Here is a 17870-nt window from a genome sequence, read left to right on the forward strand (position 1 = left end):
TGCTCCGCCTCTCGCGCTCACGAGTTCCGGGGCGAGCTCGGGCGCCGCTGGTGCGTCTGAGCCGAAGGCGCGGGAGCCTCGGGGGCGTCGCTCCCGGGTGCGGGATCGTCGTTCGCGACGCCCGCTGCGGGCAGCTCGATCTCGGCCGTCACGATCGGGGCGTCGGCGTCCGTGTCGGTGTCGGGTTCGGCGTCGTTCGCGGGCTCCTCATCCGCCGGCGTCACCTCGACGGTGGGCGCTGGCTCCTCGGCGTCGGCGGTTTCCGTCTCGATGGGAGCGGCGGGCTCCGCCTCCACGGGGGCGGCGGGCTCCGCCTCGACGTCAGCCACGGGCTCCGTCTCGATGGGAGCGGTCGCCTCGGGAGCAGTGTCGCCGCCAGCAGCACCTTCGGTGGGCTCGCCAGCTTCGCCCGCCGCGCCGAGCGCGGGGCCGGTCTGCGCACCGGGCAGCAGGGCTGCGAGCTGGGCACGGACCGCGGCAACGGCGTCGCGCACCTCGGCGCGCGCCCGGAGCCCGAACAGGCCGCTCTTGGGGGCCGCGAGGAAGCCGCGTGCCACCGCCCAGACGGTGTCGTCGTCGCGGAGTTCGATCGTGAAGAGCTGCTCGCCCACGGCGCCGCGCTCGTCGCTCGTGCCCCACGCGAAGCCGATCACGCGGGCCTCGGTGATCGTGTAGATCACGAGCAGGTCCCGATCCTCCGAACCGGGCGCGCTCAGCGTCGCCGTCGTCCCGGCGACCACGAAGGGCTCGCCGCCCGGCCCGAAGTGCTCTTCGGGCTCCGCGGCCGCCTGCGGCTGTCCGTCGCTGTCGAACTGCGGCCCCTGATAGGCGGCCCCGGTGCCGCGCTCGCGCTCGCGCACGGTGGCGCCGGCGCCGCGCTGGGCCCCCCAGGTCATCAGCAGGCTCGACGCAACGATGAAGCGATCCTGGCCGCTGCCGAGTCGGAGCTCCTCCTGGTACGGGGTGCTGCCCTCGGGCGGGAAGCGGAGCAGATCGGGTGCGCGCGACGCCCCCACCGCGGCGTACGCGACGGGCATCTCGACGTGGCTGCGGCGCCGACCGCTCGGCGCCTCGCTCACTTCTTGCTCTCCTTGCCCTCCACGTCGCCCGAGAGGGCGGCGATGAAGGCTTCCTGGGGCACCTCGACGCGACCCACCATCTTCATGCGCTTCTTGCCCTCCTTCTGCTTCTCGAGCAGCTTGCGCTTCCGGCTGATGTCGCCGCCGTAGCACTTGGCGAGCACGTCCTTGCGGATCGCGCGGATGTTCTCGCGGGCGATGACGCGCGCGCCGATCGCTGCCTGGATCGGCACCTCGAACTGCTGGCGCGGGATCAGCTTGCGCAGACGCTCCGTCATCATCGTGCCGTAGTGGTAGGCGTTGTCGCGGTGGACGATCGCGCTGAACGCGTCGACCTTGTCGCCCTGCAGGAGGATGTCGACCTTCACGAGGTCGGCCTCCTGGTCCCCCATCGGCTCGTAGTCGAGGCTGGCGTAGCCCTGCGTGCGGCTCTTCAGGTGGTCGAAGAAGTCGAACACGATCTCGCCGAGCGGGATGCTGTAGCGCAGCTCGACCCGCTCACCGAGGTACTCCATGCCGAGCAGGCTGCCGCGTCGGCTCTGGCAGAGCTCCATGATGGCGCCCACGTAGTCCTTCGGCGCGAGGATCGCGGTCTTCACGACCGGCTCGCGCACGCTGGAGATCTTGCCGTCGGGGTACTCGGACGGGTTCGTCACGGTGACCGTGCTGCCGTCCTCCGTGACGACCTGGTAGACCACGCTCGGCGCGGTCGCGATGAGGTCGAGGTCGAATTCGCGGCGGAGGCGCTCCGAGATGATCTCGAGGTGCAGCAGGCCGAGGAAGCCGCAGCGGAAGCCGAAGCCGAGCGCCACCGACGTCTCGGGCTCGAACTGCAGCGCGGCATCCTCGAGCTTGAGCTTGTCGAGGGCCTCGCGCAGGATCGGGTAATCGCTGCCGTCGAGCGGGTAGAGGCCCGAGAACACCATCGGCTTCGGGTCCGTGTACCCGGGCAGCGCCTCGGTCGCGGGGTTCCGCTTCGCGGTGACGGTATCGCCGACCTTCGACTGGCGCACATCCTTCACGCCCGTGATGAGGTAGCCAACCTCGCCGACGGCGAGCCCCTTGGTGGGGGTCGGCTCGGGCGAGGACACGCCGATCTCGAGCGCTTCGAGATCAGAGCCGTTCGACATCATCTGGATCTTCTCGCGCGGCGAGAGCTTGCCGTCGACCATGCGCACGTACGTGACGACGCCCCGGTACGGGTCGTAGACCGAGTCGAAGATCATCGCGCGCGGCGGCGCATCCGCGACGCCCACGGGGGCCGGGATCCGCTGCACCACGAGGTCGAGGAGCTCCTCGACGCCCGCGCCGGTCTTGCCGGACACCTTCAGGATCTCGTCGGGGTCACCGCCGATCAGCTCGGCGATCTCGCGCGAGACCCGCTCCGGATCGGCTGCCGGGAGGTCGATCTTGTTGAGCACCGGAATGATCTCGAGATCGTTCTCCATTGCGAGGTACAGGTTCGCGAGGGTCTGCGCCTCGATCCCCTGCGCCGCATCGACGAGGAGGATCGCCCCCTCGCAAGCGGCGAGCGAACGGGAGACCTCGTAGCTGAAGTCGACGTGACCGGGCGTATCGATCATGTTCAGCGCGTACGCCTCACCGTTGGCATCCCAGTGCATGCGCACTGCCTGCGACTTGATGGTGATGCCGCGCTCGCGCTCGATGTCCATGCGATCGAGATACTGCGCCCGCATCTCGCGGTCTGGCACAGTGCCGGTGACCTGCAGCATACGGTCGGCAAGCGTCGACTTGCCGTGATCGATGTGCGCGATGATGCAGAAGTTGCGGATGCGCGCGGGGTCGGTCGACGCCGGGACTGGGGGGTTGACGCTGCGTGGAGACATTGTGAGCCATTATCGCACGGCGCAGCGCCGAGATGTCCATTGCGCGCGCGTGCGCGCGGCGCGCGGAGGATAAGGGCCCGGCGACGACTCTGTGGGCGACGGATTGCGATCGGGTCGACAGCGAGCCGCGACACGCGACGCGACGCGCCCCGTCTCGCCGAGCGAAGCGCCTCGGTCTCTGCTAGAGTTGGCTCTTGGCTTGCGTGTGGCTCACACCACACAACCCGCAAGGTGCCCTCTCTCGCCGCGCGGATCCATCTGTTTCACCCGTACCGGATAAGGACACACCACAACGTGGCAAACATCAAGTCGCAGATCAAGCGCATCAAGACCAACCTGAAGGCGACTGAGCGCAACAAGGCGTACAAGAGCGAGCTCCGCACCGCGGTCCGCGCGACCCGCACCGCGATCGCCGCTGGCGACAAGGCGCTCGCGCAGGAGAAGCTGCAGGTTGCCGGCCGCAAGCTCGACAAGGCTGTGTCGAAGGGCGTCATCCACAAGAACCAGGCCGCGAACCGCAAGTCGGCTCTCGCGAAGAAGGTTGCTGCGCTCTAAGCTTCCAGCTCGCTGATCCTCCGGGATCGCCCATGAGGGGCTCCGCTTCGGCGGGGCCCCTCAGTGCGTGTATGGGGGCTGCGCACCCGTGACGACGCGCCCACGGGCTCCGATCCGTGGGCGTGCTCCCGGGTCGCGCTAGCGGGCGCGACCGCGACGGGCGACGAGGAGCACGAACTTCTCCAGCGCGTACTCGGGATCCCGCGTGCCGCCCTTGAGCATCCATTCGGTCTCCGCCGCCTGGTCGATGCAGCGGGCGAGGTCGCCCTCGCGCCAGCCCCGCACCTCGCGCTGGGCGCGTTCGACCTGCCAGGGCGCCATGCCGAGCTCCTTCGCGAGCTGGCCGGAGCTCCCCGTCGCCCCGTAGACGCGCGCGAGGGCGCGCACCTTCATGTTGAGCGCCGCGAGCAGCGGGATGGGGTCCGTGCCCGTGGACAGTGCCTGGCGCAGCAGCACGAGCGCGTCGGCGCCCCGGCCCGCGGTCGCCGCATCGGCCACACGGAACGCGTTCGTCTCCACCCGGCCCTCGGTGGCGCGGTTCACCTCGTCCTCGGAGATCCGCGCCCCCACGTCCGAGACGAGCTGGGCGCAGGCGCCCGCGAGCTCGCCGATTCCGCCGGAGTAGGCCGCGGCGAGCATGCGCGAGGCACCGGGCGTGGCCTGGGCGCCGAGGCGGCGGAACTCGGCCTGCACGAACGCGAGCCGGTCGGCATCCTTCTTCACCTCGGCGCAGGGAATCTCGATGCTGCCGCCCGTGCCCTTGCGGATGAGATCGAGCAGCGCCTTGCCGCGCTGACCACTCGCATGACGCAGCACGAGCACCGTGTCCTCCGCGGGCTCGGCGATGTAGCGCTTCGCGTCCTCGATGAACGCGTCAGAGCACTTCTCCACCGCGTCGACGCGGATGAGGCGCGGCTCGGCGAACAGCGAGGGGCTTGCCACGGTGAAGAGCTCCCCCGCCGCGTAGCTGGCGGCATCGATGTCGTGCACCTCGAGCTCGGGGTGCTCCGCAAGCAGCTGCGTGCGAATCGACTGGCCCGCCCGGTCTGCGAGGAAGCCCTCCGGTCCGCTCACGAGGACGACGGGTGCCGGGCGCGCCTCGGACCAATCGATCTGAGGAGCCTTCGCTGAGGTACTTCGTGCTGCTGCCACGGAGACCAGCCTAGCCGGGGCCTCCGACATCGGATCCGTCGACACGGGCAGGCTGCTGTGCCCAGACGCGGAGCGCGCCCGGACGCCCGGATACCGCGATGGTTCCCTCCCGGTCGGTGCGGTGCACGATCGACCCCGCGTCCGCGAGCGCGTCGAGGGTCTCGCGGGCCGGGTGCCCGTACGTGTTGTCGACGCCCGAGGAGATGAGCGCAACTCCCGCCCCGACGCTCCGGGCGAAGCAGGGGTGCTGGTCCCGCGAGCCGTGATGTGCGACCTTCAGCACATCAGCGGTGACGTCGACCGCGGAACCGGCCGCGGCGCACACCCCGCCGCCGAGGAACGCGCGCTGCGCGTGCTCGCCGGTGTCCCCCGTGAGGAGCACAGTGAGTGCTCCGGCGCGGACGCGCAGCACGACGCTGGAGTCGTTGGGGTCGGTGGGCCTGCGGTCCGGCGAGGGCGCGAGCACCTCCCACCGCAGCGCGGTGCCGCCGCGGTCCCCCGTCGCGGCGACCCGGGTGGGCACACCGGCGCCTGCGAGCTGTCGCACGAGCGGTCGCGCAGGTCCATCGGCGAGATTCTCCGGCGCGATGAGCGCGGCGTCCGCGCGGCCCAGGACCGCCGACAGTGCGCCGAAGTGATCCCGGTGATCGTGGGTGATCACGAGGAGTGCGAGCCGATCGATGCCGAAACGGTCGAGGCAGGCGTTCAACGGCTCGATGTGTTCGCCGGTGTCGACGAGCATGGTCTCCTCGGGGTGCGCCGGGTCCCGGACCAGCACGGCGTCTCCCTGTCCCACGTCGCAGGCGACGACGCTCCAGTCGGACGGCGGCCCGAGTCGGCTCGCCGCGGGGATCACGAGCGTCGGGCCGAGCAGCACCCCGACGCCGAGCCCGAGGCTCGCGAAGGCCCAGCGGAGCACGGGCCGCGCGAGAGCGGTCCGTGCGGGCACGGCTCGCCCCCGGCCCGCGCCTCGCGCGCGGCACGGGCGCCGGGGTCCGTGCGGTCCCCGTGCTGGTCGCCGCCCCCACGGCAGTGCCCCCGGCCCGGGCCAGCCGTGCCGCACGAGCGCCCCGACCCCGAACAGCACCAGGAGCTCCGCCGCGAGGAGCAGCAGCGCGCCGCCCGGACCGCCGGGCCACTGCCAGCGAGCGAGCGGGAGCTGTGAGCACACGACTGCGGTAGCTTCGACCCAGCGGGCGGGCAGCGCCGCCGCCGTGAGCGCTCCGGAGCCGAGGGCGGGCAGGACGGGGAGGAGGATGAGCGCGAGCACCCCGAGCCCCGTGCCCCAGGGCGCTGCGGGAGCGGTGAGCACGTTCGCGAGGACGCTCACGGCGGGCAGGCCGGGCTCGAGGAGCAGCAGGATGGGCCCGCAGGCGAGCTGCGCGAGGAACGCGACGGCGATCGGGAGCGCGAGCGCGCGCGGACACCGGAGACGGACCCGCAGCCCGTCGGCGAGCGGAGCGGCGCCTCCGAGGATCGCGCCGGTCGCCGCGACCGACAGGGCAAAGCCGGGCTGGAGGGACTGCCACGGGTCTGCGCAGAGGAGCACGAGGATCGCGACGCCGAGCGCGGGGAACGCGGCCGGTCGCCTGCCGCCGAAGCCGGAGACGAGGACGACGGCACCCATGATCGCCGCGCGCTGCACGCTCGCATCGGGCCCGACGAGCAGGACGAACGCGCCGAGCGCCGTGCACTGGAGCACCGCCCGCCAGCGTCGCCCCACGCGCAGCCACCCGAGGCCCCAGCCGATCGCCCCCGTGATGAGCGCACAGTTCGCCCCGGAAACCGCGACCAGGTGGGTGAGGCCGCTCGCGCGCATCGCGGAGCTGAGCGGCTCCGCAACGAGCGACGTGTCCCCGACCGCGAACCCCGGCACGAGCGCCGCTCCGGCATGATCGGCCGCGGCCGCACCGAGCCGCGTCCGCAGTTCGCCGGCCAGCTCGCTCAGCGGCGGTCCTGGCGCGCGGAGTGCGACGGAGCGAACGCGGATCCCGGCGGCCGCCGATGACGCGGGGTCGAGCGGAACGAACTCGCCGCGCACGCCGAGGCGGGCACCGGGCACCCACGTGGCCTCACCGCAGGCGGGCGCCGTCTCACCGCACCAGAGCACCACGTCCGTCCCAGCTTCGGGCCCCGGGGACATGATCGCGCCCCGCGCCCAGCGCGTTCCTAAGGCACCCACCCCCGGATACGACTCGAGCTCCACCTCGAACTCGTCCGCCGCCGCTCCCTCAACGGGCAGGGCCGACGCCCGGAGCGCGGCACGGGCCCCCTCGGCGCGTTCGATCTGCGCACCGAGCAGGCAGATCGCGGCACAGGCGATGAGGATCGGCGCGGCCCACGGGAGCCATGCGCGCAGGGGTGGCGAACAGGCGCACAGCAGCACGAGGAGACCGAGCGCCGCCGCGGTGCACGCCATGACGCGTCCGACCCCGGGGAACGGGATCGCGGCCGCGCACGCGAGCCAGGCGAGCAGCGCCGGGGCGAGCAGGCGCCACGTCCCGGGCACTAAGGCACCACCTGCGCGCGCAGGCCCTCGAACGTCTTCGGGCCGATCCCGGGCACCTGCATGAGCTCGTCCACCGAGCCGAACCCGCCGTTCGCGGATCGCCACTCCAGGATCCTGGCGGCGAGGGCGGGCCCGATGCCGGGAAGCGATTCCAGCTCGCCCGCGCTTGCGGAGTTCAGGCTGAGCGAGCCACCGGGCACCGGGCCGCCCGAACCCGAGCCACCGGGAGACGTACCCGAGGCGTCTGCTTCGCGCACGGAATCGGCGCGCAATGGATCTAACTCCACCGGATCATCGAGCGTCGGAACGCGGAGCTGCTCGCCATCGACCACCGCCCGCGCGAGATTGAGATCGTCGATCCGCGCGTTCGGCGCCGCACCACCCGCCGCCTCGATCGCGTCCGTCACCCGGGCGCCGCCCGGCAGCTCGACAACGCCCGGCTTCCGCACCGCTCCCACAACGTGCGCGAGCAGGCGCGCCGCCGCGGGCGCGCGGGAGTCGGGCGACCGCGCCATCTCGTCTCCCTCCGTCGCCCCGCTGCCGAGTGCGGCAGTCGCCCCGCTCTCCCCGAGGGACGCGTGCTCCTCTCCGGGCCGGGACGCGCCGCTCGGCTGCGGCACGCCACTTCCCGCCTCGACCCCGCCGGACTGCGCGAGCGCGACCACCACGGCGACCGCCACTGCCGCCACGAAGAGCACGATTCCGGTGCCGATCGGTGCCTGCACGGCGCGCGCGATCACCTCACGTACCGGGATGAGTCCTTTCCACCGGAGCACCGGGCGGGCCGCGCCCCCACCGGGCGGCATCCCCTCGGACCAGCGGCCACCCGCCTGCGCAGCGTCCTCGGGCCCCGCCGAGCGATCCCACTCGGCCAGGAGCCGCTCCGCGGCCGCGGATCCCTGGAACGCCCGCACCCGCGCGTCGCGCCCGGCCGCAGCAGTGGAGGCCAGTGCAGGGGGTGCCTCCACGGGCGGCACCTCCGCGGGCGCCGCCGCGACCGGCACGACCGCGACAGGCACGACATCGATGGGCTGCGACGCCTCGGGCGCGGACGCACCGCCGTGTGAGCCGCGAGGCACGGGGCGCTGGTGAGGAGGCATGCGGAAACCGTAGGCGGTGCGCGGCGACGCCGATGGCCCGGGGCCGCGGCGGGCGGCGAGCTGGGGAGAAACCGGGAGTCGCGAGCGCTGTGGGCGGGGCCCGCGGCGCGTGCGGACCCCGCCAACGTATTCATCGGACTAAAGTAAGGGGAGACTAAGTTTCCATCACGAAGGCCGTCCATGCTCACGCTCGCTCCGCCACGCACGCCCCGAACGCCCAGCGCACCCGCGCAGCAGGCCGCGCGGGCCCCCGAGCCTGCGGGTCGCGTCGATCCGGCTCCCCTCCTCATCGCCCCTGCTCCGGAGCGGAACGTGGCGCGACCGTTCCTCTTCACGACGAGCGTGCACGAGCCCGAGCGCCCGATCGTCTGGCCCGCTCACCGGCACGCGGAGCACGAGCTGCTCTGGACCGACCGCGGAACCGCGACGATGCTCGTCGAGGGGCGGCAGTGGACGGTCACCCCGGGCGTCGGGCTCTGGATCCCCGCCGGCGCGGAGCACGAGGGGCACACGCGCGACCGCACGGCCGTGCGCGCAACCTACTTCGCCCCGGACGCGTGGGATCCGGGCTGGGTCTCCCCCACCGCGGTCCGGCTCGCCCCCGCGGTCCGAGAGCTGCTGATCCACCTGAAGCGCGCTCGAATGACGGTCGAGCAGCGCATCCGCGCGCAGCAGGTCTGCGTCGACATGCTCGAGGCGACAGAGCTCGTGCAGCTCGAGGTGCCCATTCCCGGGGATCGTCGCCTCGCTCTGCTGGTCGAGATGATCCTTGCGGACCCGGCCGACGATCGCTCGCTCGAACAGTGGGCGTCGATCCTCAGCATGACGACCCGGACGCTGACCCGCGTGTTCGCGGCGGAGGTCGCCCTCAGCTTCGCGCAGTGGCGGCGTCTCGTGCGCATGCGCGCGGCTCTCGCCCTCCTCGCGGAGGGCACAAGCGTGAAGGTCGTCTCCCGCGAGGTCGGGTACCGCACGCCGAGCGCGTTCGTCACGGCGTTCCGGAAGACGGTGGGGTGCACGCCCGGCGAGTACGCCGCCCGGCAGTGATCCTTCGCTCGACGGGCTCCCCTGGCGCGCCGGAGTCCCCGGCACAGCCGACGTCCCCTGCGCAGCCGAGGTGGCCGGAACGCGATAGCGGGTGTCCCCCGCGGGCGGTGCGCCGTGCGTAGCGTCGGAGGCGTGCGATCCGCGACTGCCTCCCCTCCGTCCGCCCCCGCCGCCACTCCGCCTCCCGCCGCCGCGCAGCCGCCACGTCGCGGCCTCCCGGGCGGGCTCGCGAGCCGCAGCGCCGGGCTCGTCGTCCTCCTCTGCGTGCTCGTGCTCGTCGCGATCGCGAGCATCCTCGTCGGCGCGCGCGGCATCGACATCGCGACGATCGGCGAGGCGCTGCTCCGGCCCGCAAACATCGAGGAGCATCACGTGATCCGCGAGCTCCGACTGCCTCGCACGGTGATCGCGATCGCGGTCGGCGCCGCGCTCGGTGTCGCCGGCGCCCTGATCCAGGCGCTCACGCGGAACCCGCTCGCCGACCCCGGGATCCTCGGCGTGAACTCGGGCGCGAGCTTCGCGGTGGCGATCGGGATCGGGGTGTTCGGCGCTCGGACGCTGTCCGCGTCGATGTGGTTCGCCTTCGCGGGAGCGCTCGTCGTGACAATCGGGGTGTACGCGATCGGAGCGGCAGGGCGCGGTGGTGCCGATCCGCTCCGCCTGGTTCTCGCGGGCGTCGCCCTCGGCGCCGTGCTCAGCGGGCTCACGGGCGCGCTCACACTGCTCGACCCGCAGGCCTTCGACGCGATGCGGAACTGGGGTGCTGGATCGGTCGTCGGCCGCGAGCTCGCCCAGCTTGCTCCGGTGCTGCCCGCGCTCGGGATCGGCCTTGTGCTCGCGGCCCTCGCCGCACGCTCGCTCAACGCGGTGGCGCTGGGCGAGGACCTCGCGGCGGCGCTCGGCGCCAACGTGCTCCGCACCCGGATCATCGTGGTCGCCGCGGTGACGCTGCTCGCGGGCGGCGCGACCGCCATCGCGGGCCCGATCGGCTTCGTCGGGCTCATGGTGCCGCACGTAGCGCGGTGGATCGTCGGCCCGGACCAGCGCTGGATCCTCGCCTACACACTGCTCCTCGCGCCGATCCTGCTGCTCGTCTCGGACATCGCGGGCCGGCTCCTCATGCGCCCCGCCGAGATCCCCGTGGGCATCGTGACGGCGTTCGTGGGCGCCCCCGTGCTCATCGTCCTGATCCGGCGCAAGCGGGTGAGCGGACTGTGAGCGCGCGCGAAGCTCCGAGCGTCGATTTCGGACGCCAGGTCTGGGTGCTGCGCGGCCCGCGGCACGGCCTGCGCATCGACGTGCGCGCGGTCTGGGTGGGCGCCTTGCTCCTCGCCGCGTCACTGATGATCGGCGTGCTCGGGCTCGTGAGCGGTGAACTGCCGCTCACCCTCGCGGAGGTGTGGCGCGCGTTCGCGGGAACCGGCGACGACTTCACCACCACCGTCGTCCTGGAGTGGCGCCTCCCCCGCGTTCTTTCGGCAATCGTGTTCGGCGCCGCGCTCGGTGCGAGCGGCGCGGTGTTCCAATCGCTCACGCGCAATCCGCTCGCGAGCCCGGACATCCTCGGCTTCTCGGCCGGCGCATACACGGGCGCGCTCATCGTCATCATCGTGCTCGGCGGCGGCTACCTCGCGGTCGCGGGCGGCGCGCTCATCGGCGGTCTCGGCGCTGCCGCGCTCGTGTCCCTGCTCGCGTTTCGAGGCGGGCTCCAGGGGTTCCGGCTCATCATCGTCGGCATCGCCGTCTCCGCGATGCTCAGCTCGGTCAACACGTGGCTCACGCTCACGGCGGATCTCGAGACCGCGCTCGTCGCCGCCGTCTGGGGCGCCGGCTCGCTGAACGGGATCACCTGGCAGCAGGCGGGAACCGGCAGCCTGCTCGTCGCGCTTCTGCTCGTCTGCACCCTCCTCCTGGCCCGGCCCCTCCGGCAGCTCGAGCTCGGGGACGACGCCGCCCAGGCGCTCGGCGTCCGCGTCGAGCGGACTCGGCTGCTCCTCATGCTCGTGTCCGTCGGCCTCATCGCGGTCGTCACCGCTGCGGCCGGCCCGATCGCGTTCGTCGCGCTCGCCGCTCCGCAGATCGCGCGTCGCGTCGCACGTAGCCCGGGCGTCTCCGTGCCGCTCGCGGCGCTCATGGGCTCGGCGCTCCTCACCGCATCGGACTACGCTGCGCTGCACGCGTTCCCGGCCATGCTCCCCGTCGGCACGGTCACCGTGGTCTTCGGCGGCGTCTACCTGCTCTGGCTGCTCGTGCACGAAGCGCGTCGGCGTCCGTGAGCCCGCGCGAACGTCCGAAACGCACACCGCTTCGTCCGTTCCGAGCACCCTTCCACTCCTAGCGTGGATCGGGAGGGATCACCGCCCCTCCCCCGAATCCTCGCGTGCCACCCGGCGCGCACCGAACAGCAAGGACCTCCATGACCGTCGTGCTCTCCCCTTCCCTCTGCCCGGGTGCCCGCAGTCGCGTGCGCCGCGCGCTGCTCGCCGGTGTCGCCACGCTCGCCACCGCGGGCCTCCTGGCGGGCTGCGCGGGCGCGCCCGCGTCGGATGCCGGTTCCGCGTCGTCCCAGGCCGCAGAGACGATCGAGTTCTCGTACGAGGGATACGAGGCCACCCTCCCGGCGGATCCCGAGCGCGTCGTCGTGCTCGACAGCCGGGCCGGCCTCGAGATGGCGCTCCTCGCGGAGTACCCCATCGTCGCGACCGCGTACGGCACCGATAGCCCGCTCTCGCCGCTCGTCGACGAGGAGGCCGCTCACCTGAAGAACTCCGCGTTCGATCTCAACCGAGAGGAGATCGCCTCGTACAAGCCGGATCTCATTGTGGTGGGGACGGGCTGGTGGAACTACTACGAGGGCGAGGACTTCAAGCTGGGCGAGATCGCCCCAGTCCTCGCGGTGAACGACGGCATCGACGTCGAGGGCGCCTCCGCGGAGAACCCGTTCGTCGCGATGACCGACCAGCTCGAGCTGCTCGGCCGATCCGACCAGGCCGCGGCCGCGATCGCGGACTACGAGGCCGCCGTCGCCGACGCGCGCGAGCGGGTGGGCGAGTTCGCCGAGGGGAAGACGGCGACGGTGATCCATGCCCCGGCGGACAACTTCACGGTCATCTCGGACGACTCAGTGTTCCAGGTCGTGCTGCCCGCGCTCGGCTTCACGATCCTCGAGAACGAGCAGATCGACGCGGCGCCCCTGCACCAGTCCGGTGTCGGCCGCACGCTCAGCTACGAGAGCGCAGTGAGCGCGCTCGGCGATGCCGACGTTGCGCTCGTGTTCAAGGCCGAGCGGGATGCGCAGCTCGATCCGATGCTGAAGCGCGTGCCCGCGATCGAGAGCGGCCAGTGGATCGAGGGCAACCTCGCCGAGCGCTTCGGTTTCGCGCTCACGTACACGAGTTTCGTCGAGCGGGTCGCTGACGCGATCGAGGCCTTCCCGAAGCAGTAGCGATCGGCGTACGCGGCAGCGCCCCCGGGGAGGTTCTCCCCGGGGGCGCTGCTGCGTACGGACTAGGCCGCGGAGGCGGGCTTCGTCGCGATGCTCACGATCTTCGGCACGCGGACGACCGTGTGCACCACGGTGCGGTCGCCGATCGCGCGCTGCACGCCCGCAGAGGCACGAGCTGCCGCCTCCGCCTCCGCCTCGGTCACCGAGGCCGGCAGGGTGAGCCGGTCGCGGACCTTGCCATCGACCTGCACGACCATGGTGATCTCGCTCTCCACGAGGAGCTCGGGCTCGGCCTTCGGCCAGATCGCGAGAGCGACCGTGGGCTCGTGCCCGAGCTTCGCCCACATGTCCTCTGCCGCGAACGGCGCGAAGAGCGAGAGGATCTGCGCGATCACCTCGGCCGACTCGCGCACGGCGGGATCGGCGACGCCCGCGCCGGAGTCGATCGCCTTGCGGGTCACGTTGACCTGCTCCATGAGGCGCGCGACCACGACGTTAAACTTGTACCCCTCGATGAGGGTCGGCGCGTCCGCGAGCAGGTGGTGGGTCGCGCGGCGGAGGCCCGCATCGCCCGAGGCGAAGTCCGCGCCGAGCGGCGCGCCGGCGCGCTCCACGTCGTCGGCGATGCGCCACGCACGAGCCAGGAACTTCGCCGAGCCCTGCACCGAGACGTCGGCCCAGTCGATGTCGTCCTCCGGCGGGCCGGCGAACGCGAGAGTCACGCGCAGCGCGTCAGCGCCGTGCGCCTCCAGCTCACTCGCGAACTCGACGAGGTTGCCCTTCGACTTCGACATCTTCGCGCCGTCCTGCAGCACCATGCCCTGGTTGAGAAGCGACGTGAACGGCTCCTCGAAGTCGAGGTAGCCGAGGTCGTGCAGCACCTTCGTGATGAAGCGCGAGTAGAGCAGGTGCAGGATCGCGTGCTCGACGCCGCCCGCGTACTGATCGATGGGCCCCCAAGTGCGCGCCTGCTCGGGATCGAACGCCTGCGTGTCGTCGTTCGCCGAGAGGAAGCGGAGGAAGTACCACGAGCTGTCCACGAAGGTGTCCATCGTGTCCGGGTCGCGCGTCCAGGTCTCGCCCGTCTCGGGATCGACCACGGTGGCCCACTCGGTGGCTGCGCCGAGCGGCGACGAGCCCTTGGGCTTCAGGTCGAGTCCCTCGGAGGCGGGGAGCTCGACGGGAAGCTGATCCGCTGAGACGGGGCGCATATCGCCGTCGGCGTTGTGGAGGATCGGGATCGGCGTGCCCCAGTAGCGCTGGCGGGAGATCAGCCAGTCGCGCAGGCGGTAGGTCGTCGCGGCGCGGCCGGTGCCGCGCTCCTCGAGGACGGCGATGGCGCGCGCGATGGCCTCGGCCTTCCCGAGTCCGTCGAGCTCGGCCGAGTTGATCATCACGCCCTCGCCGGACGTGGCGACGCCCGACTCGGCGGGGTCGGGCAGCTGCGCGCCATCCGCATCGCGCACGTCGACCACCACGCGCACCGCGAGGTCGAACTTCCGAGCGAAGTCGAGGTCGCGCTGGTCGTGCGCGGGCACGGCCATGATCGCGCCGTGGCCGTAGTCCGCGAGCACGTAGTCGGATGCCCAGACGGGAATGCGCTCGCCGTTCACGGGGTTGATCGCCGTGCGTCCGAGGAAGACGCCGGTCTTCTCGCGCTCGGTGCTCTGGCGCTCGATCTCGGTCTGCTTCTGCGTCTGCTCCAGATATGCCTGGAACTGCATGCGCACGTCGGCATCGGCGTCCACGACGAGCTCCGCCGCGAGATCCGAGTCCGGTGCGACGACCATGAAGGTCGCACCGTGGAGCGTGTCCGGGCGGGTCGTGAAGACGGGCACCTTCTCGGCGCGCCCCTCGATCTCGAACTCGACCTCGGCGCCGCGGGAGCGGCCGATCCAGTTGCGCTGCATGTTGAGCACCTTGGTGGGCCACTGGCCCTCGAGCTGGTCGAGGTCGTCGAGCAGTCGATCCGCGTAGTCCGTGATCCGGAAGTACCACTGCGTCAGCTTCTTCTTCACGACGATCGCGCCCGAGCGCTCAGAAGTGCCGTCCGCGAGCACCTGCTCGTTCGCGAGCACGGTCTGGTCTACCGGGTCCCAGTTGACCCAGCTCGCCTTGCGGTACGCGAGGCCCTTCTCGTACATCTTCAGGAAGAGCCACTGGTTCCAGCGGTAGTACTCCGGGTCGCTCGTGTGGAGCACGCGGCTCCAGTCGAACGACGGCGCGTACAGGCGGAAGCTGCTCTTCTGCTGCGCGATGTTCGCGTAGGTCCACTCGCGCGGGTCGACGCCGCGCTTGATGGCCGCGTTCTCCGCGGGCAGGCCGAACGAGTCCCAGCCGATCGGGTGGAGCACCTCGTAGCCCTGTCCGCGCCAGAACCGCGCGAGCACGTCGCCGAAGCAGAACGCCTCGGCGTGCCCCATGTGCAGGTCGCCCGACGGGTACGGGAACATGTCGAGGACGTACTTCTTGGGGCGCTCTGCGTCGCCTGCCCCGACCTCGAACGGCTTCAGCTCATCCCAGACGGGAAGCCAGCGATCCTGGATCGCCTGAAAGTCGTAGCCCTCGGCATCACGGCCCTGCTGCTCGGTCACACACACCTCGATCTCGGTTCGCCTCGTCGCGCTCGGGCGCGACACATACCCTCCAGAGTACCGCGTCCGGCGGCGCGATCCGGCCTCTCGCCTGGCGCGTTCCCGCTCCGCTCGGGCCCGTCGGGGCGGGAGCGGGCGCGCTCCGGGCTCAGCGTCCGAGCGCGCGGAGGAGCGCGGCCGCCTTCAGGTGCTTCTCCGCGACCTCGGCGTCGGCCCGCGAATCCGCGGTGATCCCGCCTCCGGCTCCGATCCGCACGGCGAATCCCGCGTGAAGCGCTGCCCCGCCGAGCTCGCTGCCGCCCTGCTGCGCCGGGCCCGAGCCCCGGTGCGGCGCTCCGGCACCTTCCGGGTACTCGACGCTCCGGATCGTCATGGCGAGCTCCGCGTCGCCGCTCCGGTCGAGCCAGCCGAAGCAGCCCGCGTAGAGCCCGCGCGGCCCTGCTTCCACTCCGCGCAGAATCTCCACCGCACGGCGCTTCGGCGCGCCCGTCATCGACCCGCCGGGGAAGCACGCCGCGATCGCGTCCGCCGCGCCGAGGCCCGGCCGGAGCGCGCCCGTCACGGTGCTGACGAGCTGGTGCACGTGCGGATGTGTCTCGACCCGCAGAAAGCTCGGCACCGCGACGGTGCCGGGCATGCACACCCGGGAGAGATCGTTGCGCATGAGATCGACGATCATAAGGTTCTCAGCGCGCTCCTTCGGGTCCGCACGCAGCGCCTCCGCGAGCGCTGCATCGCTCGCGGCCGTGACGCCTCGGGGCCGTGTCCCCTTGATGGGGTGGGTGGTGATCTGGCCGTCGCGGACGCTGAGGAAGCGCTCGGGGCTCGCGCTCACGAGAGCGCGGCCCGGCGCAACGATCACGCCCGCGCGCATCGCACCGCCCTGCGCGCGGAGCCGCAGGAAGAGCTCGACGGGGTCGAAACGCGTGCGCGCGCTCAGCGTGTCCGTGAGGCAGATCACGTAGGCGTCGCCCTCGCGGATCGCGTCCTTGCAGCCCTCGACCGCGGCGGCATACGCCCGGTCGTCCTGCCGCCAGCGCGCTCCCGCGGCCCGCTCTGCCGAGGAAGCAGAGCGGAGCGCGTCGGGGGCGGAGCCCAGCGCGTGAGGCTCGGAGCCCAGGGCCTCCGGAGCGTCTCCGCGGACCTGATCGCGATCCGCTCTCGGTGCCGCGAGGACCGCGCCGTGCGCCGCGAGCCACGCATCGATCTCCGCTTCGGAGTCGGCGCGGAGTTCCCCCTGCTCCCCGGTGACCGCGAGCACCACATCGGCCCGGAGCGCGAAGGCGGGCGCGGGTTCGGCTCCCCCCGGCTCCGTCGCTTCGGGTCGCCCGGGCAGCCCGAGGAGCGCCTCACCGAACTCGTAGCCGAGCGCCGCGACCCAGCCTGATGTGAAGCCCCGGCTCGGCACGGAGTCCGCGGCGCTCCGGGATTCCGGGGCGGGCGCGGCGGCACCCGAGATGCGGTCGAGGAAGGCGCGCTCGGCGCCCGGCTCGGCCACGACGAGCTCGGCGGCGATCCCGAGGTAGCTGAGCGCGTCCTCAGCGGCCAGGGCACCGTCCGCCGGTATCGAGTGCGCCGCGGCTTCGCCGTCGAGCCAGAACCAGCCGGTGTCACCCGCGTGCGCGGCCATTCGCGCGGCGACGCGCGCCGCACCGCCGCGCACCGTCACCGGGCGCCGCACCGGCCCCTGCTCGCTCCGCGTCACTCTGCCAGCGTAGCGCGGTGATACGCTCGCGGCATGACGGCACCGGCAGACGCGCGCGCACTCCTCGTCGCCGACTCGTTCCGGGTGCGCGTGCGCGACGGGGTTGCCGAGGTCCGCGGCTTCTCCGCGCACCTCGAACGCTTCCGCGACACGGTCGGGCGGGCCCTCGGCGCGGAGTCGACATCGGGAGCCGCGCCCGCTGCGGAGGAGGCCTCTGCCGCTGAGCAGCTCGACGCCTTCCTCGGAGCCGCGCGGACGCGCATTGCAGAGGCCGGTGCGGGTTTCCCTCGCCTGGAGCTCTGGCGGGAGCCCGACGGCCACACCAGCTTCTCCCTCGCGATCCGCCCCCTCCCGCCGCTCCGCGAGACGATCGAGCTCCGCAGCGCGGGCGTGATCGCGCTCGCGCATCCCGATCGCAAGGGCCCGGGAATCGCGCGGCTCGGCGCGCTCGCCCAGGAGCTCGGCGCCGAGCCGCTCCTGCTTTCCCCCGCGGGCACGGTGCGCGAGGGGGCCACGACGAGCCTCGTGTACTGGCTCGACGGCGACGAGCACGGAAACGAGGCCGCGGGTCGCGTCATCGCGGACACCGAGCGCGTCGCGTCGGTGACCGAGCGGCTGCTTCGCGCCGCCGCCGCGGGCACCGCTCGGCGCAGCATCACGGAGGGCCGCGCGACCCCGGCGCAGCTCCTCGGGTGCGAGGTCTGGGCCGTCAACGCCCTGCACGGGATCCGGCCGGTCACACGGCTCGATGGCGCCGAGCTCCCGGCGCCGCACGCGGCGCGCCTGCGCTGGTTCCGCGAGGCGCTCGACCGGAGCTGGGAGCCCGTGCGCTGACCC

General features: G+C 72.4%; 13 protein-coding genes. 6 read left to right on the plus strand and 7 right to left on the minus strand.

The features are described from left to right. Window positions 1–17: 17 nt before the first annotated feature. A complete protein-coding gene (locus tag U874_RS14960) occupies window positions 18–1079 on the minus strand; it encodes a DUF1990 family protein (protein ID WP_025132955.1) in 1062 nt (353 codons plus the stop codon). After that, window positions 1076–2926: a translation elongation factor 4 gene (lepA, locus tag U874_RS0102410; protein ID WP_025132956.1), complete on the minus strand. Its 1851-nt coding sequence runs from the start codon at window positions 2924–2926 to the stop codon at window positions 1076–1078. The genes U874_RS14960 and lepA overlap by 4 nt, the downstream gene beginning before the upstream one ends. 294 nt (window positions 2927–3220) lie before the next feature. Here lepA and rpsT point away from each other — a divergent pair, with 294 nt between their 5' ends. Next, the gene (rpsT, locus tag U874_RS0102415; protein WP_025132957.1) at window positions 3221–3481 is read left to right on the plus strand and encodes a 30S ribosomal protein S20; all 261 of its coding nucleotides are present in this window, start codon (window positions 3221–3223) and stop codon (window positions 3479–3481) included. Window positions 3482–3619: 138 nt separating this feature from the next. On the opposite strand, the gene holA is transcribed toward rpsT, so the two are convergent. Genes holA through U874_RS0102430 form a run of 3 tightly spaced genes read right to left on the minus strand, consistent with a single transcriptional unit; the run spans window position 3620 to window position 8242 of the window. Continuing rightward, the gene (gene holA / locus U874_RS0102420; RefSeq protein WP_025132958.1) at window positions 3620–4663 is read right to left on the minus strand and encodes a DNA polymerase III subunit delta; all 1044 of its coding nucleotides are present in this window, start codon (window positions 4661–4663) and stop codon (window positions 3620–3622) included. After that, window positions 4644–7142 (minus strand): ComEC/Rec2 family competence protein, encoded by a 2499-nt coding sequence (locus U874_RS0102425; protein ID WP_025132959.1) that lies wholly within the window; start codon window positions 7140–7142, stop codon window positions 4644–4646. The genes holA and U874_RS0102425 overlap by 20 nt, the downstream gene beginning before the upstream one ends. Then, window positions 7142–8242 (minus strand): ComEA family DNA-binding protein, encoded by a 1101-nt coding sequence (locus U874_RS0102430; RefSeq protein ID WP_232755847.1) that lies wholly within the window; start codon window positions 8240–8242, stop codon window positions 7142–7144. The genes U874_RS0102425 and U874_RS0102430 overlap by 1 nt, the downstream gene beginning before the upstream one ends. A 180-nt stretch (window positions 8243–8422) precedes the next feature. Here U874_RS0102430 and U874_RS14030 point away from each other — a divergent pair, with 180 nt between their 5' ends. The 4 genes from U874_RS14030 (at window position 8423) to U874_RS14600 (ending at window position 12734) form a co-directional block, all read left to right on the plus strand. Continuing rightward, complete coding sequence (locus U874_RS14030) at window positions 8423–9289, plus strand: AraC family transcriptional regulator (protein ID WP_025132961.1); 867 nt, start codon at window positions 8423–8425, stop codon at window positions 9287–9289. A gap of 132 nt (window positions 9290–9421) precedes the next feature. After that, window positions 9422–10507, plus strand: coding sequence for an iron ABC transporter permease (locus U874_RS0102440; RefSeq protein ID WP_025132962.1), 1086 nt, complete (start codon window positions 9422–9424; stop codon window positions 10505–10507). Next, window positions 10504–11565 (plus strand): iron chelate uptake ABC transporter family permease subunit, encoded by a 1062-nt coding sequence (locus tag U874_RS0102445; RefSeq protein WP_025132963.1) that lies wholly within the window; start codon window positions 10504–10506, stop codon window positions 11563–11565. The genes U874_RS0102440 and U874_RS0102445 overlap by 4 nt, the downstream gene beginning before the upstream one ends. Window positions 11566–11705: 140 nt before the next feature. Beyond that, window positions 11706–12734, plus strand: a complete 1029-nt coding sequence (locus tag U874_RS14600; RefSeq protein ID WP_025132964.1) for an ABC transporter substrate-binding protein — start codon at window positions 11706–11708, stop codon at window positions 12732–12734. Window positions 12735–12796: 62 nt separating this feature from the next. Here U874_RS14600 and leuS read toward each other — a convergent pair whose 3' ends face one another. Together leuS and U874_RS0102460 are read right to left on the minus strand one after the other, a co-directional pair. Beyond that, entirely contained in the window at window positions 12797–15334 is a 2538-nt protein-coding gene (leuS, locus tag U874_RS0102455) for a leucine--tRNA ligase (protein WP_369802341.1), read from the minus strand. 142 nt (window positions 15335–15476) lie between these two features. Beyond that, the gene (locus U874_RS0102460; RefSeq protein WP_232755848.1) at window positions 15477–17033 is read right to left on the minus strand and encodes an anthranilate synthase component I family protein; all 1557 of its coding nucleotides are present in this window, start codon (window positions 17031–17033) and stop codon (window positions 15477–15479) included. Between the two features lie 33 nt (window positions 17034–17066). On the opposite strand from U874_RS0102460, the gene U874_RS0102465 reads away from it, so the two are divergent. Further along, a complete protein-coding gene (locus U874_RS0102465) occupies window positions 17067–17867 on the plus strand; it encodes an aminotransferase class IV (protein ID WP_025132966.1) in 801 nt (266 codons plus the stop codon). Window positions 17868–17870 lie beyond the last annotated feature (3 nt).

It is taken from the genome of Leucobacter sp. PH1c (genome assembly GCF_000633415.1).
Lineage (GTDB): Bacteria > Actinomycetota > Actinomycetes > Actinomycetales > Microbacteriaceae > Leucobacter.